20 protein-coding genes are annotated in these 22,138 nt (G+C 62.5%); 6 read left to right on the top strand and 14 right to left on the bottom strand.

Features of this window, described 5'->3' with window-relative positions:
* Positions 1-6: 6 nt before the first annotated feature.
* Together WDU96_RS03120 and WDU96_RS03115 are read left to right on the top strand one after the other, a co-directional pair.
* Entirely contained in the window at positions 7-1,482 is a 1,476-nt protein-coding gene (locus WDU96_RS03120) for a sulfatase family protein (RefSeq protein WP_337337024.1), read from the top strand.
* Positions 1,483-1,524: 42 nt separating this feature from the next.
* Positions 1,525-3,387: an ulvan lysase-like protein gene (locus WDU96_RS03115; protein ID WP_337337023.1), complete on the top strand. Its 1,863-nt coding sequence runs from the start codon at positions 1,525-1,527 to the stop codon at positions 3,385-3,387.
* Here WDU96_RS03115 and WDU96_RS03110 read toward each other — a convergent pair.
* The 13 genes from WDU96_RS03110 to WDU96_RS03050 all read right to left on the bottom strand — a co-directional run bounded on the left by WDU96_RS03110 (position 3,359) and on the right by WDU96_RS03050 (position 16,112).
* A complete protein-coding gene (locus tag WDU96_RS03110; protein WP_337337022.1) occupies positions 3,359-4,375 on the bottom strand; it encodes a Gfo/Idh/MocA family protein in 1,017 nt (338 codons plus the stop codon). The two genes, WDU96_RS03115 and WDU96_RS03110, sit on opposite strands and share 29 nt — an antisense overlap.
* 1 nt (position 4,376) lies before the next feature.
* The gene (locus tag WDU96_RS03105) at positions 4,377-5,237 is read right to left on the bottom strand and encodes a sugar phosphate isomerase/epimerase family protein (RefSeq protein ID WP_337337021.1); all 861 of its coding nucleotides are present in this window, start codon (positions 5,235-5,237) and stop codon (positions 4,377-4,379) included.
* Positions 5,238-5,274: 37 nt separating this feature from the next.
* A complete protein-coding gene (locus WDU96_RS03100; protein ID WP_337337020.1) occupies positions 5,275-6,459 on the bottom strand; it encodes a Gfo/Idh/MocA family protein in 1,185 nt (394 codons plus the stop codon).
* A gap of 46 nt (positions 6,460-6,505) precedes the next feature.
* Positions 6,506-7,504 (bottom strand): Gfo/Idh/MocA family protein, encoded by a 999-nt coding sequence (locus WDU96_RS03095; RefSeq protein ID WP_337337019.1) that lies wholly within the window; start codon positions 7,502-7,504, stop codon positions 6,506-6,508.
* The gene (locus tag WDU96_RS03090; RefSeq protein WP_337337018.1) at positions 7,501-8,337 is read right to left on the bottom strand and encodes a sugar phosphate isomerase/epimerase family protein; all 837 of its coding nucleotides are present in this window, start codon (positions 8,335-8,337) and stop codon (positions 7,501-7,503) included. Before WDU96_RS03090 ends, WDU96_RS03095 begins: the two co-directional genes overlap by 4 nt.
* On the bottom strand, positions 8,334-8,903 hold the full coding sequence (locus WDU96_RS03085; protein WP_337337017.1) for a gluconokinase: 570 nt from the start codon (positions 8,901-8,903) through the stop codon (positions 8,334-8,336). Before WDU96_RS03085 ends, WDU96_RS03090 begins: the two co-directional genes overlap by 4 nt.
* Complete coding sequence (gene manD / locus WDU96_RS03080) at positions 8,893-10,131, bottom strand: D-mannonate dehydratase ManD (protein ID WP_337337016.1); 1,239 nt, start codon at positions 10,129-10,131, stop codon at positions 8,893-8,895. Before manD ends, WDU96_RS03085 begins: the two co-directional genes overlap by 11 nt.
* 48 nt (positions 10,132-10,179) lie before the next feature.
* The gene (locus tag WDU96_RS03075; protein WP_337337015.1) at positions 10,180-11,541 is read right to left on the bottom strand and encodes a mannitol dehydrogenase family protein; all 1,362 of its coding nucleotides are present in this window, start codon (positions 11,539-11,541) and stop codon (positions 10,180-10,182) included.
* 47 nt (positions 11,542-11,588) lie between these two features.
* Positions 11,589-12,992: a glucuronate isomerase gene (gene uxaC / locus WDU96_RS03070; protein WP_337337014.1), complete on the bottom strand. Its 1,404-nt coding sequence runs from the start codon at positions 12,990-12,992 to the stop codon at positions 11,589-11,591.
* Positions 12,993-13,286: 294 nt separating this feature from the next.
* Complete coding sequence (locus WDU96_RS03065) at positions 13,287-13,808, bottom strand: anti-sigma factor (RefSeq protein ID WP_420063926.1); 522 nt, start codon at positions 13,806-13,808, stop codon at positions 13,287-13,289.
* A 235-nt stretch (positions 13,809-14,043) separates the two neighbouring features.
* On the bottom strand, positions 14,044-14,598 hold the full coding sequence (locus WDU96_RS03060) for an RNA polymerase sigma factor (protein WP_337337012.1): 555 nt from the start codon (positions 14,596-14,598) through the stop codon (positions 14,044-14,046).
* A 21-nt stretch (positions 14,599-14,619) separates the two neighbouring features.
* Entirely contained in the window at positions 14,620-15,285 is a 666-nt protein-coding gene (locus WDU96_RS03055; RefSeq protein ID WP_337337011.1) for a class F sortase, read from the bottom strand.
* The gene (locus WDU96_RS03050) at positions 15,282-16,112 is read right to left on the bottom strand and encodes a DUF4397 domain-containing protein (RefSeq protein WP_337337010.1); all 831 of its coding nucleotides are present in this window, start codon (positions 16,110-16,112) and stop codon (positions 15,282-15,284) included. Before WDU96_RS03050 ends, WDU96_RS03055 begins: the two co-directional genes overlap by 4 nt.
* Positions 16,113-16,470: 358 nt before the next feature.
* Here WDU96_RS03050 and WDU96_RS03045 point away from each other — a divergent pair, with 358 nt between their 5' ends.
* From WDU96_RS03045 to WDU96_RS03030, 4 genes are all read left to right on the top strand, one after another.
* Positions 16,471-17,664: a Gfo/Idh/MocA family protein gene (locus tag WDU96_RS03045; protein ID WP_337337009.1), complete on the top strand. Its 1,194-nt coding sequence runs from the start codon at positions 16,471-16,473 to the stop codon at positions 17,662-17,664.
* A 10-nt stretch (positions 17,665-17,674) separates the two neighbouring features.
* Positions 17,675-18,892, top strand: coding sequence for a dihydrodipicolinate synthase family protein (locus WDU96_RS03040; protein ID WP_337337008.1), 1,218 nt, complete (start codon positions 17,675-17,677; stop codon positions 18,890-18,892).
* Positions 18,889-19,776 (top strand): sugar phosphate isomerase/epimerase family protein, encoded by an 888-nt coding sequence (locus WDU96_RS03035; RefSeq protein ID WP_337337007.1) that lies wholly within the window; start codon positions 18,889-18,891, stop codon positions 19,774-19,776. The genes WDU96_RS03040 and WDU96_RS03035 overlap by 4 nt, the downstream gene beginning before the upstream one ends.
* 70 nt (positions 19,777-19,846) lie before the next feature.
* Positions 19,847-20,881 carry a LacI family DNA-binding transcriptional regulator gene (locus WDU96_RS03030; RefSeq protein ID WP_337337640.1) on the top strand — a complete coding sequence of 345 codons (1,035 nt, stop codon included), beginning with the start codon at positions 19,847-19,849 and terminating at the stop codon, positions 20,879-20,881.
* Between the two features lie 24 nt (positions 20,882-20,905).
* Here WDU96_RS03030 and WDU96_RS03025 read toward each other — a convergent pair whose 3' ends face one another.
* Positions 20,906-22,072, bottom strand: a complete 1,167-nt coding sequence (locus WDU96_RS03025) for a glycerate kinase (RefSeq protein WP_337337006.1) — start codon at positions 22,070-22,072, stop codon at positions 20,906-20,908.
* Between the last annotated feature and the right edge of the window lie 66 nt (positions 22,073-22,138).

Genomic DNA, 22,138 nt, shown 5'->3' with positions numbered 1-22,138 from the left:
GGACACATGCCAACTTCCCCCAATATCGTGATCGTATTCGCCGACCAGCTGCGAGCCGACGCGCTTGGGTGCTATGGCAATCCGATCACTGCCACGCCTGCGATTGACGAGCTCGCGGCGAGGGGTACGCGCTTCGACTCGGCCTATACCCCCTCTCCCGTATGCGTGCCTGCACGCTCATCGTTCATCACCGGCCTGGAGCCACAGCATGGCGACTGCTTCGACAACGAGATGCCCACTTCGCCGGCATCCACATTCATGGACGAACTGAGTGGGGCAGGCTATAGAACGCATGGTGTCGGCAAGATGCACTTCACCCCTGACACTGGTGCCCTTCGCGGGTTCCAGACCCGCGACACCGGCGAGGAGTTCGGCTCGGCCGATACTGATGACTACATGAAGTTCGTGTCCGAAAGGGGTTTCGACTTCGTAGAGCATCCCCATGGGCTGCGTGATGAGATGTACTACGTCCCCCAGCTATCCCCCGTACCCGAAGAGCTTCATCACTCTCACTGGGTCGCGGACAAGAGCATTGAATTCCTCGAGAAGAGTGCAGGCGATGATCAGCCGTACCTATTGTGGGCGAGCTTCATCGCACCCCATCCGCCGTTTGCGCCACCGTCCCCTTGGCACCGACGGTTCGAACCATCGGTGATGCCCGACCCCTTCGTCCCGCCGGGAAGCCCCGAGCTGATGACGGTATACAACCGGTTGCAGAATCGTTACAAGTATCGGGATGGTGGAGTCGATCGGCGTCTTGAGCAACTGCGCAAGGCGTACTACTTCGCGTCGGTCAGCTACCTCGATTCACAGGTCGCCCGAATCATCGCGGCGCTTGACGCATCAGGTCAGCGCGAGAACACTGTCGTCCTGGTGACCGCCGATCACGGCGAATTCCTGGGGGATTATGGAAGCTACGGCAAGCGATCTTTCCTGGATGCGGCGGCGAAGATCCCGCTCATCGCCAGTGGCCCGGGGTTCGAGCCGTCCATACGCGACGAGCCGGTGAGCCTGGTCGACGTACGTCCGACTCTGCTTGAGCTCGCAGGTGCCGAGGGAGAACCTCGCGATGGAACAAGCCTGCTGGATACAGCTGCTGACCGAACAGTGTTCGGCCAGTTCCAGGACGGAGCGTTGGGTCTTTACGCGGTCATCACCGATGAGTGGAAGTACATTTGGTCGGCGTTTGACCGCGGGGAGTATCTGATCGACAGAAAGCGCGATCCCCGAGAGACGCTCAACGCCGCCTACAGCCCCCGTAGGCGCGCCACGCTCAGCACGATGCGAGCGCTCGCTCGCGAGCACTTCGAAGACCTGCACGAACTTGATTTCGACGACGCGAGCTCCAACGTGCCATTGCAACTCGGGAAACGTCCGAGCCCAGAAGCACTTCACGCACTGGCCGCCCTGGGGATTAACCCTGAAGCATCGACGCTTGTGGTCCGTGGCGGACCTTGGGAGCCGACCATCGAAGCGGACTAGCACGCGACCCACCTCGACCCAACCCGACGGATCGGAAAACGCATGGAGTTGACGGAACTCACCCAAGAGGTCCTCGCTGACTGGTGCGATGCATTGTTGCGCCATCAAATCTGGGATCCCGATGTTCCTGCTCGGCACGGCGCATTGATGTGCCCGGCGTGCGACATGATTCATGGACGCTGTTGGGAGGCTGCGTACCCACTGATGCATCGCGCGAAGGCCACTGGCAACCGTTCTTACCTCGATGCCGCGGTCAGACTTGTTGAGTGGTCAAACACAATCACGACCGAAGACGGCGCCTGGTCGAACGACCTCGACCCGACTTCTTGGCTCGGCACAACGATCTTTGGCGCTATCGTTCTCGCCGAGGCGCTGCACCATCACTCCGACCTGCTCTCGGCAACGCAACGCACGCAGTGGCACGCGCGACTGCGTCAGGCTGCCGACGGGTACCTGTGGCGTGACTTCGTGAGTCTGGACTTCACCAACGTCAACTACGGGTTGTCTGCGGTCTACGGCTTCAACCTCATCGGGCGGGTACTGGGCGAGCACAAGTACATCGAGCGCAGCGAGCAGCTCGCGCGACACATACCCGAGTACTTCACGGAGCCTCATTCGTTGCTCTTTGGCGAGGGAAAGCCGACAAGAGGCGTGAGCGCGTGCGGACTGCGCGCCGTCGACCTCGGCTACAACGTCGAGGAGTCGTTGAACGGCGTCGTGCTTTACGCACTCGAACGGAACGACGAGCAGCTGCTGTCGCTCGCGCAACGGTCGATGGAAAGCCATCTTGCGTTCATGCTCCCCGATGGCGGATGGGACAACAGTTGGGGCACCCGACAGTTCAAGTGGACGTACTGGGGCAGTCGCACCACGGATGGCTGCCAGCCTGCCTACGCAATGATGGCGGATCGCAATCCTGCCTTCGGAGCGGCCGCCCTGCGGAACGCCGAACTTCTCGCGGCGGCGACCGCAAATGGCTTGCTGCACGGCGGTCCGCACAACGCAGCCCGTGGCGTTGAGCCGTGCATCCATCACACCTTCGCGCACGCGAAAGCATTCGCGTTCCTTCAGGACAATCAGGCACGCCTCCCCCGCTTCGATCCTGCGGCACCGCTTCCGCGCGCAATCGCGCATGACGTGCAGCACTTTCCCGAAGTCGCCGTGTGGCTTGCATCTCGCGGCCCGTGGCGAGCCACGGTGTCGGCGTACGACTCCCTCTACCGCACGGGAAGCGACCCGGATCACATCCTGCAGGCGACCGGAGGTTCGTTGTCCGTTCTCCACCACGACCGTTTAGGAACGGTCCTCTCTGGCAGCATGGCCAGATACATTCGTGTGGAACCCCGCAACCAGCAAGCGAGTATCACCCCCGATTTTCCGCTGACGCCACGAATCGAGACTGTTTGGGAGGGGCGTCGGTTCACCAACATTCACGATCTCGACGCTCAGGTGAACGTCAGCGACGATGGCAACGTGATCGTCTTCAACGTCGACGCTACGCTCGAAGACGAAGATCATCAGGCGCTCGGAGAACTTGGCGTCGGAGTGAACCTGCGGTATACCCTTGAGGCCGACAGCGCCATCATCTCGGCGTCCTACGAGGCTGGCGATTTCGTTTCCGACCCGATCGAGCTGATCCTTCCGATTGTTTCGCGCTCAGACGAGATTGTTCGGCACGTAACCCCGCAGAGGATTGAGGTCACGAAGCCCACCGGCGTCTTGGTGATCGAAGCCACGACGTCTCTGCGAATTGCTGAGACAGGCACAGAATCAGATCGCGTCTTCAACCTCGTTCCAGGGTTCGAAGCGCTTCCGATCGTCGTCTCACTCGACGCATCAATGGGAGCGACTGCACAGTGCGCCCTCAGCACCAGGATTACTGGGACGACTCCGCTGGTTCGCTGACCTGGCGTCGCCAGTCATCCAGAAGCTGTGCGATGGCAACAGTCTCGCCCCACGTCACTTCGGGTAGCTCCGAGCGCCCATCGGCGATGGCACGCGACACTGCATCGGCCTCTGCCGCGAGCGGATCAACGCTAGACACAGATATGGGCCGGCTCTGCCTCCCCTCCCGATGAACAACCGCCGTCGTGCCACTCGCAGACCGACTCCCCCACATCTGGTCGGACTCGAACCACCCCTCAGTGCCACGGATCACCAGCCGAGTAGGCAGTGCTCGCACGATCGACGTCTCGACCTGCGCGGTGAGCGACCCGATACGCACCTCGGCCTCGGCGGACTCATCGATCCGCGCCTTCATCTCCGCGCCCGTGGATGACAGCGAGGCTTCCGCGACCATGCCGGCTTTCCCCGCCCAGTGAGCGATACCGACCGCCATTGACACCGGATAGCATCCGACGTCGAGGATCGCCCCACCGCCGACCGCAGCTGAGAACAGCCGAGACGATCGATCCCTGGCCGCAAAGCCGTACGGCGCCGAAAGCGACAGCGGTAGGCCGATCTCGCCCGACGACACGATGCGCCGTAACTCCTGCGCCAGCGGTCCAAACCGATACTTGTATGCCTCCAGGAAAGGCAATTCCACACGGCGCGCTGTCGCGATCACCTCCGCTGCGCCGGCGCCGTCGATGCTGGCCGGTTTCTCACACAACACAGGTTTTCCTGCGTTCAGTGCGGCGATGGCCAACTCTGCGTGAGTGGTATGCACCGTGCCGATGTATACCGCATCCACATCGTCCCGGTCGATGACCTCTCGGTAGGTACCGCTGCCCGGAGCGCCGTAGGTGTCGGAGAACTCTCGCGCCCGTAGCGGACTCGAACTGCCCACGGCCTGCAAGCTGCCGTGAGCAGATCGCGTCAACGACTGGGCGAAGTCATGACTGATCCGGCCTGGTCCGAGTATCGCCCATCGCGTCCGCCGCGAATCAGCCATGTCAGAAGCGGTTCGCGAAGCCGAGGGATGTCAGATTCTCATAGGAGGTCGTCAGCGCCTCGAGCGGTGTGCGACCGTAGCGCTGGTCCTGCTCAACGAACGCGTGCTTCACACCGATGCGTTCTGCCTCGGCGATGATCGCGGGAAAGTCGAGGGAGCCCTCGCCAATCTCGGCGAACTGCACGAGGTCCTTGAACGTGTCGTGCACCGCAGTGGCTTCGCCGGCGCGGTAGCGGTCGAATGCCTCGGCGGGCACGCGACCAATGCGATAGTCCTTGAGGTGCACGAGTGAAACGCGATCTGCGTAATGCGCGAGTGTGCGAACGGGATCGAGTCCTCCGCGATGCACCCAATGCACGTCGAGCTCGAGTGACACCGACGGACACCGCTCGGAGATGATATCGAGCACGTAATCCGACCCGAAGCGCATGAAGTCGACGTGGTGGTTATGGTACGACAACGTCAGTCCCTGCTCCGCCAAGCGAGCACCATACCCCTCGATCGTCGCGCAGAAGTCGTGCAGCGCCTCAAGCGAGCTCAGCGCTTCGTATGTGAGGATTCCGATCCTCACATGCTTGGCGTCCAACGACTTCGCATCGGCGACAATCTTGTCGAAGTCGCCCGCCAGGGAGTCGAAGGGCGATCCCTCAGGCGCACTCAGCAGGCACGACACCGCGGTGACCTTTATGTCCAGCTCATCTATCGAGCGCGCGAGCTCAGCCACAGTGAGCGAAGTCATCGGAATCTGGCTCACTTCGATGGAGCGATAACCTATGCTGCGCAGCTTTTGAAGTGTTGTGAACACGCCGTCTTCGGCGATTAGCTCTTTGAGCATCATGGCCTGAACACCAATGGTGATCATGTAATTCTCCTTGTCGGAATGTCGATGATGATCCGCGTCATCGATCGACGCTGGACGTGGAACGTGGCGCGAACTGGTTCTCTTCGGTGATGCGACGGTTCAGCTCCTCGAGGTAGCGGGTCTGGTCGAAGTCCATTTCGACTTCTTCGCCTAGCCAGCTCGACAGGTGAATCGCGTTTGCAAGTCGTACTCCGAGAATTCCGTCCGATCCCGGTGCGATCAACGGTGTATCGTCAATGATGTTGCGGGCAAAGTTCTCCAGAACGCCCGCGTGCTGCTCGCCCCACTTCGAGGTGAAATCGATCGTCTCGCTCGTGTAGAAGCCGGCCGGATCCAGCTCGCCCGAGAACACGCGTGCCACCGACGCCGCGTCGATGCTCGCGCTGATGTCCTGCTCAGTCCGCTCATAGCGTGTGATGGTAGCCACCCTGCTGTTGTCGACGACGATCTTCCCCTTTTCCCCCACGATCTCCAGGCGGTCGGTGCCCAGAAGGTCGTGCGTTGAGGTGGTGAACGTCCCAGTCGTGCCTTGACCGAAGTCCACGAGAGCCGTCACCTCGTCCTCGACAGCGATGTCACGCTGGAAGCCGTATGACGCCTTCGCGAACACTTTCTTCGGCGCACCGCACAGCCACTGCCAGAGGTCTAGCTGGTGCGGCGCCTGATTCACGAGGACACCACCACCTTCACCACCCCATGTCGCTCGCCATGCGCTGGACTCGTAGTAAGCCTGTGGCCGCCACCAGGTAGTGATGATCCAGTTCGTGCGCAAGATCCGTCCGATCTCGCCACGGTCGATAACCTGCTTCAGATGCTGATACAACGGGTTGTTACGTTGGTTGAACATGATGCCGAAGGTCAACTCAGGATGCTGCGCGGCGAACGCATTCATCTCGTCGACCTGCTGCGTGTAAACGCCCGCGGGCTTCTCTACGAGCGTATGAACCCCGCGCGCTAGCGCCGCCATTGCGTGTTCGGGATGCAGATAGTGCGGCACACATGTGACGACCGCGTCAATCTCGCCGCTCTCGAGCATCGTGATGTGGTCATCGAAGACCTCGACGTCGGGATGCTCCGACCGAACGCGATCCCTCTTCGAGGAGTCAGCGTCCGCGACGGCGCACAGCGACAAGCTCGGCACCTTTCCCTCCGCGATGAGTCGGGCGTACATCGAGCCCTGGGTGCCGTAGCCGATGATTCCAAGTCTGACGGTGCTGCTCATGAGCGGCGTCCTTTCCAGCTGTAAGTGACGGATGAATGGCTGCTCGCTAAGCGGGCAAACCGGCTTGACGATAGACGGACTGAATCAGGTCGACGCTCTTGCGCGCGGTGGGGCCGTCGATCCAGAACTGTTCCGCGCCGTCCAGGCTGTCGTAGAAGTCCTCGATCAGGTACTTGTGCGACAGCCCCCAGTACGAGCGAGCGCCTGTTGCCGGATCTTCGAAGACGCGTTCTGTCCGGCCGTCGTTCCACACCACCGTTAGTTCACCAGCGAGCCGCAGCGTCGCTTGATCCGTCGTGACGTTGATGGTCACCGGGTCATTGGCGCCATTCGCCAATGTCGCGAAGAATACGCTCTGAGCGCCTCCGGCATGCGTGATGACCATGTCCGCCGTGTCTTCGACGTCGATGTAGTCGCCCAGCATTCGCGTGCTTGCGCTGCCGACGACCGATACGGCATCGCCCAACATCCACAGCAACAGATCTATCGTGTGGATCGCTTGGTTCATCAGCAACCCGCCCCCGCCACTCAGCCATCGCCCTCGCCACGGACGGCTGGCATAGTATTCCGGCGTTCGGCTCCACATCACGGTCGCGTTCGCGCCCGACACTGTGCCCGCCTCACCCGATGCGATCAGTTCGTGCATCCTGCGCACTGCGGGGTTGTAGCGATTCTGGTAGCAGACGGCCAACCGGGCCGTCGATCGATCGGCAGCGGCCAGAAGGCGATCCATCGCTTCGCCGGATTCCGCGAGCGGCTTCTCGAGAAGCACGTGCACACCCGCCTCGAGAAAATCGATAGCGACGGGAGCGTGTTCGTTGTGAGGTGTACACACGTGAACGATGTCGGGGTGCGCCTCGTGCAGCATCGTGCGGTGGTCGGCGTACCCCGAAACCCCAGTGGCTGCCTCTGCTCTGACGCGACGCTCGACATCGGTGTCACAGACCGCGACCAGCTCAACACTCTCAGAAGCTGCGATGACATCCAGGTGCACAGTCGAGATGTCGCCGCATCCCACGACCGCTATGCGTCGTACGGGACTCATCGAAGATCGATCCCCAACTCTCCAGCCAGCCCCCTGAACGCTCGGGCAGCATCGCCGAACGCTCGCGGACCAGAGAATCCGCCGAGTTCGTGCGCCGAAGCGAGATGTGGTTCCAACGACGCGAACCCCGTGTACCCGCCATCACGCAGGGCGGTGAGCGTCTCTGCGAGTTCGCCGTCGCCTTCACCTGCAGGCACGATCTCACCGCTCGCAGCGATCGCGTCCTTCACTTGCAAGTAGTCTACGTAGCCGTTGAGCATGGACCAGCCCTCCGTGAACGGACGGCAGCCGACCTGCACGAAGTTGGCGTTGTCCCAAGCCAGACGCAACGACGGCGAGCCCACCGTCTCTACGAGGTCGAGCACGCGCTCAGGGGTGTCACCGTAGATGCCTTTCTCGTTCTCATGCAGCAGCATCACGCCCTCTCGCTCAGCGAGATCCGCGAGCGCCCGCATTCTCGTCATCACGTCGTCGCGCACGTCGGCGGCCGACCGGTGACCCGCACGGTAGAAGGAGAAGACGCGGATGTTCCGCGTGTTCAGGGCATGCGCGACTTTGATGACGCGCTCCAGCCGTCCCACCTCGTGGTCGACTGGTAGCGAGACGTCCACCTTCCCAATTGGTGAGGCCACCGCCGAGACGCCGAAGGCTCGCTGGCTCAGCAGTGACGCGAGCCGCTCGACCGCATCTTCATCAAGATCGACGACGTTGATGCCCCACGCGCTTCGTACTTCGATATGCGATGCCCCGATGGCCTCCATCACCGCCAACTGCACGACAGGATCAGGATCGATCTCGTCTCCAAAACCTGACAGCGTCCATTCGGCGCTCATCGCTCGCCACCTTTCGTTCCGACAGGGTTCAATTCTGTGGTTGTGCCGCACATCCGCAGCCAATCGGCCGCGGCGAAAACGATGTCGTCGACGGTGCCCGAGACATCGATTGTGACTCCGGCTTCGTCCGCTTCGAGGGCTTCGAGCGCCGCAATCTGCGACGAGAGAAGTGTGGGGGGCATGAAATGATCGCTGCGCGCCGCGGCCCTTGCCGCGAGGAGCGCCGGGCTACCCGAGAGGTGCACGAACACAGCCGAAGGCGCCGCAGCCCGCAGCCGATTCCGATACCTCCGGCGCAAGGCCGAGCAGGCAACTACCACGCCCGTGCCACCTTCCGCCTCGGCGAGTCTTGCGCCGACGGCGTTGAGCCAAGGCCCGCGGTCATCGTCCGTCAGCGCCTGCCCAGCTGACATGCGTGCAATGTTCACCGCGGGATGCAGATCGTCTCCATCGACGAAATCGACGTCGAGTTCACGTGCGAGCTCGGCCCCAACCGCAGATTTTCCCGCTGCTGAGATCCCCATCACCACGACGACCGGCGAGTGCTCCAGCGCATCACCAGTCATGCACGGTTCCATCGGCGAGGCGGTTGTACGGAAGGTATGCCTGCTCGTACGGGTATTTGCCCGCTTCATCGACGTTGAGGCTGACCCCGAGTCCCGGTTCATTTCCAGGATGCAGATAGCCGCCCTCCCACGTAAATGTCTGTTCGAACACCCGGTTGGTGCGATCGCCATGCGGCATGTACTCCTGGATGCCGAAGTTGTGGATCGCCAGCCCCAAATGCATGGCGGCGGCCATGCCGACGGGCGAAATGTCGGTGGGACCATGCATCCCGGATTTGATCTGGTACTGGGCCGCGTATTCCAGCGTCTTCTTCAGCGGCGTGATCCCACCCATGTGGGTTACCGCGCCTCTGACATAGTCGATCAGCTGATCGCGGATGAGGTCTTTGAAATCCCATACCGTATTGAAAATCTCGCCGATGGCCAGCGGGGTTGTGGTGTGCTGCCGCACAAGTCGCAGCGCTTCTTGATTCTCAGCGGGCGTGCAGTCTTCCAGCCAGAAAAGATCGTACGGCTCGAGAGCCTTTCCGAGCTTTGCCGCCTGAATCGGTGTCATCCGATGATGCCCGTCATGGAGCAGCGGCAGATCAGGACCGAATTCGTTCCGCACTGCTTCGAAGACGCCCGGAAGATGCGTGAGATACGCACGAGTGTCCCAGTCCTCCTCGGTCGGCTTGTTGCCCCGACGAGCCGGCTCGTGGTCATAGCGCGTTTCGGCGTCCGCCATACCTTGCGCCTGCGACGCGATCCCGTAGATCGCCTTCAACCCGGGCACGCCCGTTTGGATTCGCATCGCCCGATAGCCGTGCTCGAGATGCATACGGACCGAGTCGAAGAGCTCGGAGTTCGTTTTTCCTGACGCATGCCCATAGGCCAGCAGTCCAGTTCGACTGGCGCCACCGAGAAGTTGGTACACCGGCATACCCGCCGCTTTGCCCTTGATGTCCCACAAAGCCATGTCGACGGCAGCGCTGGCCGCCATCGTGACAGGCCCTCGGCGCCAATAGGCGCTGCGGTAGAGAAACTGCCAGGTATCTTCGATGCGAGCCGCGTCAGATCCGATCAGCAGGGGGACTACGTGCTCCGTCAGGTACGCGACGACGGCCAGTTCCCGACCGTTCAGTGTCGCGTCACCTAGCCCGACTAGTCCATCGTCTGTCGTCAGCCGAAGCGTGACGAAGTTGCGGTCAGGACTCGTGACGATGACTTCTGCTTTGTCGATGATCATGGATTCTCCTTTGAGCCGGCGCATTTCACGGTGTTGACAACCGATTGCTTACTGGGCGTGCTCGAATGCTTGTGTCGCAAGGTTCTCGCACCCCATCCGGATGCGTTGCATCGCTTCTGAGTCGTGGACAAGCGTCGCGGACAGCAGCGAAACCAAGGCGCGCACCGGGTCTTCGGCGGCTACTGCTGCCGCAACACCCTCGGATTGCGACTTCGGGGCAGCGTGCCCCGCAAGAAGCCAGGCGATCCACGAACTGATCGCAAACAGACTCGCATCGGCGTTGCTGCCGCGCGCAAGCGATCGCTCTGCGACGGCGGCGAATCTGACGCGCGCCTTCACGTTGCCATGTGCGGCGATCTGCTGGAGCTCGTGCACGATTCGCGAGTTCTCGAATCGTGCGATCAGCTCTGCCCGGTAGTCGACCGTTTCGACCGCTTCCGGCATCAGATCCGCCGCTTCTCGCCAGAAAGCGTCGACGGCATGCCTACAGGACGGCTCGGCAATGGCTTCGACCACTGTGGCGCAGCCTGCCAACATGCCGCGGTACGCCAGGATGGAATGCGCGCCATTGAGCAGCCAGAGCTTGCGAATCTCCCAAGGTTCGATCGCGTCGACGAATCGGGCACCCGCGGTTTCCCACTGCGGTCTTCCCGCGGGAAAATCGCCGGCAAGCACCCAGTCACTGAACGGCTCGGTGACGACCGGCACCGCATCGATCCACTCCCGTCCGGCGATCGTCGCCGTGTGGGTTCCTTCGAAGCTCGGGGTGATGCGATCGACCGAGGTCGTAACGAAGGACACTCGCTCGCCGATCCATCGTGCCAAGTCCGCATCGACCAGGGTCGCCAGCATGTCGAGCGCGCGCGCCGTCACATGGCCGTTGTCGGGCAGATTGTCGCATGACACGACGGCGATCGGCCCAGCTCCTGCGCGCCGTCGCGCTTCCAGTCCCAGCAACAGCCGCGTGAGCGCCGCCTGTGGTTCACAGGTGAACAGGCCGCGCCCGCCCCATGCTTCACGAAGCTCGTCAAGGTCCTTCCGCACGACCGCATCGCGAAGATCGACGCTTCCGTCCGCGCTGAGCCGGTACCCGGCTTCGGTGATCGTGAGTGTGACGATCGCAACGTCCGGATCGCTGAGCAGTTCGATGAGTCTCTCGACACACGCACCATCGTTGGTCTCGACAATGCTACCGATCAGCTGGGACCTGTCACCGTCTGCAGCTCTTTCGATGAGGGTGTACACGCCTCCCTGCGCGCTCAGCGCATCAGCAAGTCGGCGACTCCGCCCGGTAAACGCAGCGATACCCCATTCATGGGCATCGACTGCGCGAGCGGTATAGAAGGCTTGATGCGCACGGTGGAATGCGCCGAGGCCAAGATGGACGATTCGGATGGGCGGTGTAGACACGCGAGAGCCATCCTCGCCGAGTGCTGACCGTGACAGCAGGCTAGTGCTCACAGCTTGAACACCTCGCGCGGGATGGTGTCGACAAGATCTTCCGCGATGCGGCGAGCCATCGGCAGCGATACCCGTCCCTCGTGAACAAGGCGCGCAAGGAACGCGGCGTCGAGACGGCGCGAGGTGTCATGACGTGCAGGTATTGAGCAGAATGCCCTGGTGTCGTCGATGAACCCACTGGATCGATAGAAGCCGGCAGTCTCGGTCACGGAGGAACGCCAGCGAAGGATGGCGTCCGGCGCGTCAAGGAACCACCACGGCGCGCCTATGTAGACGCTCGGGTAGAAGCCAGCCAATGGCGCGATTTCACGTGAGTAGGTTGTCTCGTCGATGGTGAACAAGACAAGGTGAAACCCGGGGGCGACGCCGTATTTCTGCAACAGGGGGCGGAGGTTTTCGACGTACTCCGTGCGCACGGGGATGTCGTGCCCCATGTCGGGCCCAAAACGCTGGAGGGTTTCAGAATGATGGTTGCGACGCACACCGGGATGAAGAGTCATCACCAATCCGTCTTCGACGCTCATGCCGGCCATCTGCATCAGCATGTGACCGCGGAACAGTCGCGCCTCATCCGGATCGAGCTGGCCCCGCACCGCACCGGAGAACAGGCGTTCTGCCGCTGAACGGTCCAGGTCTGCAGTGAATGGTTCGTACACGCCGTGGTCCGCCGATACTGCGCCGTTCTCGACGAAGTGCGCACGCCGCTCCGCGAGCGCACACAGGTAGCCGTCGAAGGTGGTGCGCTGAGCAGTGGCGCTGAGCAGCTGCTCGATGCGCACGCCGAACTCCGGGGTGTCGGGATCGAGGTAGGCATCCGGACGGAAGGTGGGCAGCACTCGCCCAGAGAACGTGGGGTCTGCCGCCAACGCGCGATGCTCACTGAGGTCGTCAAGCGGATCGTCGGTAGTGGCCAGCACCTCAATGCGGAAGCGCTCGAACAAGGCTCTTGGGCGAAACCCCGGAGTCCACAGTTCCGCTGCAATTCGGTCGTAGAGCTCATCCGCATTGTGCAGGCTGAGCTCTTCGGTAATACCAAACAACGTCTCCAATTCGCGAGTCAGCCAGTAGCCGCTCGCTGTTCCGGCATAACGGTGCCAATTCGCTGCGAACAGACGCCACACATCGCGCGGAGCGACCTGCGAACCGCCGCCCAGGCCGAGCGAAGATAGCTCGTGGCCAGCTGAATGCAACACACGCGTCACATAGTGATCGTGAGTGATCAACAGATCCGTCGGGTCTGAAAACGGAACATCGTCGCTGATCATCCTCGGCGAAACATGGCCATGTGGAGACAGGATGGGAAGGTCAGCGACCGATTCGTAGAGATCAATCGCGATGCTTCGAACCTGGGCATCGGCAGGCATGAGGTACCCGTCAGCGAGATCTGGCAACGTCGGCATGGTCTCTATCTTCAGTGACGCCGGCAGGTTTTGTCAACCGGTTGCCATTGTGGTTCGTCTTCGCGCTCACGCCCACTCACGTCGCGGCCCACTCACGTCGCGGCCCACTCACGTCACAGCTCAGTACCGTCACAACTCAGTACCGCCACAGCTCAGTACCGCCACATCACTCTGCTGGGAACCTAGAGAGCGAGCGCGCAGCAGTCCGGCTCGACACCTCCCAAAGCGCGAGGCTGACGCACAAGGTCGGTGGGAATGCTGCGTGACGTCATCTCGGCGCCGAGCGGAGCTGTGTCACGCGCGCAACAGCTCTCCGCGCACGATCGAGTCGCCCGAGTGCGCGGGGTCGCCGTCAAGCGGTTCCACCGACACATCGACGAGGCTGTACTCGACCAGGTCGAGCCCGTCAGGAATGACGAACGATCCGGACTCACCTTCGAGCACTCCCAAACTCACGAGCGCTCCGGCATCGTTTCTGATCAACCACACCTCACGGTAGGTGTCGGGCGCGACTTCATCTCCCACGCTCACGACCAATCGTCTGACACCGTCGCGGTCTTGCTCAACATCGGCCACTCCGGTGGCGTCTGGATGATCGGGAAATGGCTCAAGAACTGCCTGGGCAATTGAGGTAGGCGTGCTCGTGGAGACCGCGAGCGCACCGATACCGATACCGCCGATCACCACGAGGGACGCCGCTAGAGCCCAAGCTGTCGCCCGGAGCGAGCGTCTGCGGGCAGGCGGCTGTGCTTCGTCGCCGGGTGCGCTCTCGGGCTCAGGCGGGCTCGTCTGGAGGGTCTCGGCGGCAGCGCTCATCTCTGATGCAACGGAGCCATCGGTTGTTTTCAGGCCGAGTTCGTCCGCGATTGCGCTCCAGACTCGGGCGGGTGGAGCCTCGAGCTTTTCGTCTGCGACTGTCGCACGCGCTACCCCAACTGCGCGTGATAGTTCATTGAGCTCAGTGCGGCACGGCTCACACGCTGACAAATGACCACAGTCGGTCACTGAAGCCGCAGGCTCGCCTAGTGCGAGCAAAGCAAGTTGTTCTGGGTCAAGATGCGACATTCGTGACCTCCAATCGTTCGCGCATTCGGTTCAAGCTTCTTCGGATGTGGCTCTTGACAGTTCCCAACGGCATATCGAGCCGCTGCGCGATCTGCGCGTGCGTCAGATCATCGAAGAAGGCCAAGCGCACAACCTGTTGCGCATCGGGTTCGAGTTGATCGATCTCGTTCGCCACAAGAATCGACTCCGCCAAGTCTGGGGGTTCGCCCACGAGGTCGTCTGGTCGAGTGATTCGCATAACTTCTTGTTGCACTGTTTTCACTCGTGCCCGTGACTCATGGGCATCAGCGATCCGACGACGAGCGATCACTACAAGCCAAGTCGACAGTTTGGCCTTGCGCTCATCAAACGATTCTCGAGACGTCCATGCCGATACAAAAGTGCGTTGTGTGACATCTTCGGCGTCGCCACGATCGCCCAGCGATCGCAGCGCGAGGGTGAAGACCACCGGTGACCAGCGTCGGTACACCTCTTCGAGGGCGCGTTCATCTCCCGCGCCGAACCTCGATGCGAGGGCGCTTTCTTCGCTCGGTTGTTCCATGTCGATCTACTTCGCTCTACATCACGCCGGCACCGCGACAGCAACAACATTGTCGCGGTAGCGTCCGGTCGAAGAGTCGAATGGACCGCCGCACGTGATGATCACTAGCGCCGGTTCGCCCTCACGAGCAAATATCTCGTCGACAGGAAGCTCCGTCTTTGGATAGTACGTGACCGACGTGAAGACGTATTCGGTGACTCCCCCGCTGTCATCTGTGATCACGACGCTCTCCCCTTTGCTGACGTCACGAAGCCCCGCGAGCGGCCCGATAGGAAACTGCGGGGAGTCCACGTGTGCTGAGAGCACCATGTTTCCGGAGTCAGAGTCAGCATCCGGCCCGAATCTGTACCACCCTGCCACTGCGGGATCTTCTGGAAGCTCCATCTGCGAGCTGGCGTCCACTCCCACAGGCACGATAGGCATGTTCACACCAATTTGGTCGATGCTGACTGTGACCGGCGCGACAACCTCGGCGATTGCGGCGGGTTTGCTTGATGTCACAGGTACGTCCACAACGGCGGTAGGGGCGACCGTGACCGTCTGAGTCGGTTCTGGAACTGGCTGCTCAGCTTCGGAGGCTGGCGCTGTGCACGCACTGAGACATACCGCGAGAGCGAGCGCCATCGCCGAAACGGCGAGCCAGCTTCGGTGCGCGATGGGTCGCTCTCGCGGTATGTCAAAGATCATGCGCGGTCGCTTGCCTTCTGGCGACGTGCGACCATCAGCGCCGAGACAGCCAAGGCCGAAACGAGTGCCAAGCCGCCCGCGATCAAAAGTCCCGACTGCTGAGCATCACGCTGCGCGAGGTAGCCAGCCGATCCCGACGGCACACCGTCTGGGCTGGAGTGCAGTCCATCAATCGTCTGAACAGCAAGGTCCAGGTTGCCAGCTTCAGCACTGCCCCAGGCATACACGACGGTAAGCGCCCCTTCGTCTACTGCGACGTCTGCCGGGCCGATGACCGGGTCGGTGGTTCCTTCCAGTGCGACGGCAGCTGACACGGTGCCCGCGGCAAGATCAAGCGACGATTCGTTCGGGTTCGTTAGTCCGGTGATCACTGCGGTGTCACCGGCAAGAATGTCGACTGCCGGTGCAGCAGCGACATGACGTACCGTGAGTCGGCCTTCGCCAGCAGCGGTTGCTGACAGGTCATTTTCGAACGCTGTCACCGACGGTTCGCCGTCTTCGCTCAGATAGGCCACAGCGGTGTAGCTCATGTTCGCCTCAAGGGTGAGAGTCACGGGACCGAGAACGGGCGAACTGTCGTCAGCCGCGTCGGTCGCCGTCAGCGCAACCTCGTAGTCTCCGGCAGGAAGATCAAGGGGCCCCGCGAGATCACCGGGCTGGAAATCGTCGAGCGTCAGCTCGCCGTTCACATATACATCGACCGGGGTGTCCGGGATTCCATGCAGTACCGAAAGATCTGCGGTGGTCTCAGAGATGGCGGACGCCGGTAGGGCGAGGCCGAGCGCGGCGACAAGGCCGACTGCGATACCTGCTGCTGTCTTACGCATTATTTCCTCCTCGTAGATGTCGACGCGATCATTGCGCCGTTGCTCAGTTGTTTCTCTGCAAGAAGCCGATCTGGATGCAGGCAACAGAAAGTTTTTGAATCTCGATTCTTTTTGAGGCACTCTGCATCCAAATGGAGCCGCCGGCCGGAACACCTCTTTGACGCGTGACTGCTGGACTCCCGCATTTCGCCCGTCAGTCCGCCGTTGCTGTCCCCCAGCAGCAACGGCGGGCCCAGAAACTGTGGATGCGCATCGCGAGCGGGAAAGCGCTTGCGAAGCATCCGATCTCGTGCTTTACTATGGGAAAGCGTTTACCCATCCATCTGCGTGATGGCTCCGAGAAGAAAGCAGGACCGGCGTGACCGATACGACTGTCGCCTCAGCACCCACCGCTCGCCCGCAGGTACGCGAGATCGGCATCATCATGAACGGCGTGTCTGGCCGCATGGGATACCGCCAGCACCTGGTGCGGTCGATCCTTGCGATTCGCGACCAGGGCGGCATCGAGATGCCCGACGGCTCGAAGGTCACAGTGAAGCCGATTCTCGTAGGCCGCAGCGAAGCCAAGCTCGCCGAGCTGGCGGCCAAGCACGACATCGAGGACTACACCACTGATCTCGATGCTGCCCTCGCCGACCCCCGCTGGGAGATCTACGCCGACTTCCTCGTGACCAAAGCTCGGGCCACCGCGCTGCGCAAGGCAATCGCGGCGGGCAAGACCATTTACACCGAGAAGCCCACGGCAGAGTCGGTCGAGGAATCGCTCGAGCTGGCGCAGTTGGCACGCGAAGCCGGAGTCAAGACCGGCGTCGTGCACGACAAGCTCTACCTCCCGGGTCTGCAGAAGCTCAAGCGCCTCATCGACTCCGGCTTCTTCGGCCGCATCCTCTCGGTGCGCGGCGAATTCGGATACTGGGTTTTCGAAGGTGACTGGCAGCCTGCGCAGCGTCCCAGCTGGAACTACCGCGCTGAAGACGGCGGCGGCATCATCGTCGATATGTTTCCGCACTGGAACTACGTGCTCGAGAACCTGTTCGGCAAAGTCGAGACCGTCTATGCGCAGGCTTCCACTCATATCCCCACGAGATGGGATGAGAACGACGAGCCCTACACGGCTACCGCTGAAGATGCTGCGTACGGCATTTTCGAACTGGCGGGCGGGGCGGTGGCTCAGATCAATTCGTCTTGGACCGTGCGCGTGAACCGTGACGAACTCGTCGAGTTTCACGTCGACGGCACCCACGGTTCGGCGGTTGTCGGCCTGTTCGGAGCGAAGATCCAGCACCGCAACGCCACACCCAAGCCGGTATGGAACCCCGACCTGGCCGACAGCCACAACTACGACGACGACTGGGCGGAGGTTCCCACCAACGACGTGTTCCAGAACGGCTTCCGCCAGCAGTGGGAAGAGTTTCTCACCTCGTACGTCGAGGGCACGGCGTACGAGTTCGACCTCCTCGCGGGCGCCCGCGGCGTGATGCTCGCGGAGGCCGGCCTGCAATCGAGTCGCGCGGGCCGCAAGGTCGAGCTGGCCGAGCTCAACCTCGACTGATCGGCGATCCATGACAAGCCTCACCCTCCTCTCACACGCGGGCACCGTCTCTACGGTCGCCCTCGCTGAAGCGCCCGACTACACCAAACCTCAAGGCGCTCTGCGCAGCCGCGTCGCCTACGCCGCAGCCCACGTGGTGCCGAAGACTTCCGCCGACAACACCCCGGGACAGCCCGCCGATGTGGACTGGGACGCGACACTCGCATTTCGTCGCCACGCCTACGCGTGGGGGCTAGGAGTGGCCGATGCGATGGACACCGCGCAGCGGAATATGGGATTGGATGCTGCGGCAACGCGCGAGCTCATTTCACGTTCAGCACAGGTCGCACGCGAGGAGGGTGGCTCGGTCGTGGTCGGCGTGAACACCGACCACGTTGACGACGAGCACATCTCGATCGACGAGGTGATAGATGCCTACAAGTCACAACTGCATTTCGCCGAAGAGCAGGGCGCCGGTCCTGTGCTCATGGCATCACGCCATCTGGCTCGCGCGGCACAATCAGCCGACGACTACCGTCGCGTTTATCGTGAGGTACTGCAGTCGGCGACAGCGCCCGTTGTGTTGCACTGGCTGGGCACCGCTTTCGATCCGACGCTCGAAGGATACTTCGGCTCAGCTGATTGGCGCACCGCAGCCGACGTTCTGCTTGAGATCATCAATGAGAACGTCGCCAAGATCTCGGGCGTGAAGATGAGCTTGCTCGACGCGGCCTCGGAGGTTTCGGTGCGCGAGCGCTTGCCCGATGGCGTGCGCATGTTCACCGGTGACGACTTCAACTATGTCGGACTCATCGGCGGTCAAGACGTTCCCGGTGCGACTCAGCCACCGCGTGACACCAACGCTGCGCGTCAGCACTCTGATGCTCTTCTGGGCGCCTTCGCCGCGCTGACGACCTCGGCATCGGCTGCGATCCAGGCGCTCGACGCCGGCGATCCTGCACGCTACCTCGAGATTCTCGGTCCGACCGAAGAACTCAGCCGCCAGATCTTTGCCGCGCCAACGTTCTACTACAAGACCGGCGTTGCCTTCATGTCCTGGCTGAACGGCCACCAGCCGGCATTCCAAATGGTCGGCGGCTTGCATTCCGCAAGAAGCTTGCCGCATCTGTCTCGAATCATCGAGCTTGCGAATGCGTCGAACGCTCTCGAACGGCCTGAGCTCGCCACGATTCGTTGGCACGGAATGCTGCGCATCAATGGAATCGATGTGTCGGGAGTGCTCTCGTGATCGACCCGCGTCTGTCAATCAACCAGGCGACGATCAAGTACGCAGATCTCAAAACCGCGTTGAGCGTGACGGCACAGGCGGGAGTCGAAGCGATCGGCCTGTGGCGCGAACCTGTGCAAGAAGTGGGCCTCGCCACGGCCGCGTCGATGCTCACCGACTCGGGGCTTCGGTTCACCACGCATTGCCGATCCGGCTTCTTCACCATGCCCGAGAGCCCGCAGCGCCGCGCATCGATCGCCGACAACCTTGTTGCGATCGAAGAAGCAGCCACGCTGGCCGCGGCGGGAGCAGACGGGTCAACGGCGGTCCTCGTGCTGGTCGCCGGAGGACTGCCTGATGGCTCGCGTGACATCGTCGGAGCGCGCGAACGTGTGCGCGATGCAATCGGCGAGCTCGCCCCACATGCGTCGGCCGCTGGGGTGACGCTGGCTATCGAGCCGCTGCATCCTATGTTCGCCAGCGACCGCTGCGTCATCTCCACCCTCGGCCAGGCACTCGACATCGCAAGCGACTTCGACCCCGCGACAGTCGGCGCCGCCGTCGACACCTTCCACATCTTCTGGGATCCCGACGTGCTCGACTCGATTGCGCGTGCCGGCAGCGAAGGCCGCATCGCGACATACCAAGTCTGCGACTGGAACACTCCGCTTCCCGCGGACGTGTTACTCAGTCGGCATTATCCGGGCGACGGTGTGATCGACTTCGAGTCGCTCACACGCGCCGTCATCGCAACCGGCTACCACCGCGACATCGAAGTTGAGATCTTCAACAAAGAGATCTGGCACACCGATCCGCTGATCGCCGTGCAGCGCACTGCCGCCGCGTTCGCCGCGGCTGTGTCGCCACACCTGACGCCTATCAGCACCGAACAATCGCACGCCTGAAGCAGGAAAACGCTTGCTAACCAAACGGTGAAGCCGAGCACAAACGCCTAGACTCAGCCCTGTGAGCGACATGAACCCGCCGGCGCGAAGCGCTGCCACCCTGAACGATGTAGCTCGCGAAGCTGGCGTGTCGCTGGCCACGGCATCTCGGGTGCTCAACGGTTCGGAGCGCAAGGTTGCGGAAAGCTATCGTGAGCGAGTCGAATCCGCCGCGGCGAAGCTCGGTTACAGCGCCAATCTCTCGGCGCAAGCCACCGCGCGGGGCACTGCCGCGATCGTCGCGCTGCTTGTCGCTGATATCGCCGACCCCTACTTCGGTCAGATTGCCTCGGGAGTAGCGCGTGGCGCCGACGAGGCGGGACTCGTGGTCACGATTGCGATCACTGAGCGAGATGCCCAGCGAGAGGTGAAACTCGTGCGTGCCCTGCGCGGGCAACGTCCTCGCGGCCTCATTCTCGCCGCATCCCGCACCGACAAGACCGATGCTGCCGGCCTGAGCGCTGAGCTCGACGCCTTCGCAGCGGGTGGTGGGCGCGTCGTGGCCCTCGGCCGCTCATCCGCAGACGTGCGCTCGGTGCCGCTCGACAACCGCGCTGGCACCGCAGCGCTGGGTGTTGCCCTGGCAGAACGCGGCTACCGTGAGGCGATCATCATCGGTGCCGCCGAAGGCATCCGCACCTCCGACGACCGCATCGCCGGCTTCGCCGAAGGCTTTACTGCGAACGGCAGCGGCACCATCCGCACCATTGTTCGCGGCGGCTTCACGCGAGATGCGGGTTACAACGCCGCCGCCGCACTGCTCGCGGGCGGTGTCGCCGAAGGCACCTTGATCTTCGGCATCAGCGACGTCGTCGCAATCGGCGCGATGTCAGCGATCCGCGATGCCGGTCGCTCCGTCGGCACCGACATCGCCGTTGCCGGTTTCGATGACATCGCCACCGGACGAGACATCCGCCCAGGGCTCACGACCGTGCGCGTTCCCCTCGAAGAGCTCGGGTATCGCCTGCTGCATGCGGTCGTCGATGAAGAGTGGGATGCTTCAGCCGCACCGATCGAGCTTGAAGTCATCGTGCGAGGCAGCACCCCCGAACGCACCGCCCGCTAGCGCCACCCCGTCGGGCCGAGAGCACTAGGCAAGGCGACGCGCGAGCGTAGCGCCCGCTTCAATCAGCCAGCGCGCCGGGTCGCGCATAGCTGCCTCAGCAGAACCGGCAAGCTCCGTGAGCGAAACCGAAGACGCGAACGCGGAGGTATCAGCGTCGACGGTGATGCGTCCAGCGACAAGGGCGACCGGAACCGCTTCGCCAGCAGTAATCGTCGATACGTGCGCGGGAACCTTACCCGCGGCGGATTGGCCGTCAAACGAACCCTCGCCCGTGATGACGACGGTCGACGAAGCGACGGCCTCACGCAATCCGATGAGTTCAGCGACCGCATCAGAGCCGGGCGCGAGACGGGCGCCCCACACCAGAAGGCCAAACCCGGTGCCCCCGGCCGCGCCCGCGCCCGGCATCGCGGCAAGCTCTACGCCGCTTTTCGGCCTGCCTTGCTCGCCGCCGACGTCGGCAGCATTGACGAGTGAGGCAAAACGCGCGAGTGCCGCGTCCAGCTCAGCAGTCTGGTCAACGCTCGCGCCCTTCTGTGGACCGAACACGGCTGCGGCACCGCCCGCGCCGAGAAGCGGATTGGTGACATCACTCAGCACGTGAACTCCGCCGGGCGGCAGCGCCGCCAGGCCGGTGAGATCCACCGTTGCGACATCAGCCAGTCCGCGGCCGCCGTCTGCGACGTTGTCACCGTGAGCGCTCAACAGTCGCGCGCCGAGAGCCGAGAGCATTCCCGCCCCACCGTCGGTCGAGGCGCTCGATCCGATGCCCAACACCAACCGTGAAACGCCGTGAGCAAGAGCGGCTGCAATAGCCTCGCCGAACCCACGCGTATGCGCGTCGAGGGGGCGCAATCTAGACGGAGTACCCAACAGCTCTATGCCGCTTGTCGACGCGAGCTCGACGACGCCTGTTCCCCGGGGGGCCTCGACCGATGCCGGCAGCAAGAGCCACGATGCGGCCACAACCGTGTTCTCAGGGCCAGTCACCGACACCGGCATTCGGCGTGCTCCAGGTACGGCGGCTTCGAATGCCGCCAAAGTACCTTCGCCGCCATCTGCCATCGGCATCAGGTGCACAACGTCGTGAGGTGACACGGCGTGCCATCCACGTCCAATTGCAACTGCGGCGTCGGCGGCAGCAAGCGTGCCCTTGAACGAATCGGGAGCGATCACGACGGTGTGTGCCATGCAGACATTCTCCTCGGTCTTGGTGGGGACGCGCAGGAAAGCGTTATCCGGTGCACAATAGTAGCG

It is taken from the genome of Microbacterium marmarense (assembly GCF_037204165.1).
In the GTDB taxonomy this organism is placed as follows: Bacteria; Actinomycetota; Actinomycetes; order Actinomycetales; family Microbacteriaceae; genus Microbacterium; species Microbacterium marmarense.
The sequence above is the reverse complement of the archived record's forward strand: the minus strand, read 5'-3'. Positions and strand labels throughout refer to the sequence as shown.

What these genes read in the sequence shown, in the direction of transcription:
- WDU96_RS03120 (WP_337337024.1), top strand. Translation starts at nt 7, where the DNA reads ATGCCAACTTCCCCCAATATCGTGATCGTATTCGCCGACCAGCTGCGA.
- WDU96_RS03115 (WP_337337023.1), top strand. Translation starts at nt 1,525, where the DNA reads ATGGAGTTGACGGAACTCACCCAAGAGGTCCTCGCTGACTGGTGCGAT.
- WDU96_RS03110 (WP_337337022.1), bottom strand. Translation starts at nt 4,375, where the DNA reads ATGGCTGATTCGCGGCGGACGCGATGGGCGATACTCGGACCAGGCCGG.
- WDU96_RS03105 (WP_337337021.1), bottom strand. Translation starts at nt 5,237, where the DNA reads ATGATCACCATTGGTGTTCAGGCCATGATGCTCAAAGAGCTAATCGCC.
- WDU96_RS03100 (WP_337337020.1), bottom strand. Translation starts at nt 6,459, where the DNA reads ATGAGCAGCACCGTCAGACTTGGAATCATCGGCTACGGCACCCAGGGC.
- WDU96_RS03095 (WP_337337019.1), bottom strand. Translation starts at nt 7,504, where the DNA reads ATGAGTCCCGTACGACGCATAGCGGTCGTGGGATGCGGCGACATCTCG.
- WDU96_RS03090 (WP_337337018.1), bottom strand. Translation starts at nt 8,337, where the DNA reads ATGAGCGCCGAATGGACGCTGTCAGGTTTTGGAGACGAGATCGATCCT.
- WDU96_RS03085 (WP_337337017.1), bottom strand. Translation starts at nt 8,903, where the DNA reads ATGACTGGTGATGCGCTGGAGCACTCGCCGGTCGTCGTGGTGATGGGG.
- manD (WP_337337016.1), bottom strand. Translation starts at nt 10,131, where the DNA reads ATGATCATCGACAAAGCAGAAGTCATCGTCACGAGTCCTGACCGCAAC.
- uxaC (WP_337337014.1), bottom strand. Translation starts at nt 12,992, where the DNA reads ATGCCGACGTTGCCAGATCTCGCTGACGGGTACCTCATGCCTGCCGAT.
- WDU96_RS03065 (WP_420063926.1), bottom strand. Translation starts at nt 13,808, where the DNA reads ATGAGCGCTGCCGCCGAGACCCTCCAGACGAGCCCGCCTGAGCCCGAG.
- WDU96_RS03060 (WP_337337012.1), bottom strand. Translation starts at nt 14,598, where the DNA reads ATGGAACAACCGAGCGAAGAAAGCGCCCTCGCATCGAGGTTCGGCGCG.
- WDU96_RS03055 (WP_337337011.1), bottom strand. Translation starts at nt 15,285, where the DNA reads ATGATCTTTGACATACCGCGAGAGCGACCCATCGCGCACCGAAGCTGG.
- WDU96_RS03050 (WP_337337010.1), bottom strand. Translation starts at nt 16,112, where the DNA reads ATGCGTAAGACAGCAGCAGGTATCGCAGTCGGCCTTGTCGCCGCGCTC.
- WDU96_RS03040 (WP_337337008.1), top strand. Translation starts at nt 17,675, where the DNA reads ATGACAAGCCTCACCCTCCTCTCACACGCGGGCACCGTCTCTACGGTC.
- WDU96_RS03030 (WP_337337640.1), top strand. Translation starts at nt 19,847, where the DNA reads ATGAACCCGCCGGCGCGAAGCGCTGCCACCCTGAACGATGTAGCTCGC.
- WDU96_RS03025 (WP_337337006.1), bottom strand. Translation starts at nt 22,072, where the DNA reads ATGGCACACACCGTCGTGATCGCTCCCGATTCGTTCAAGGGCACGCTT.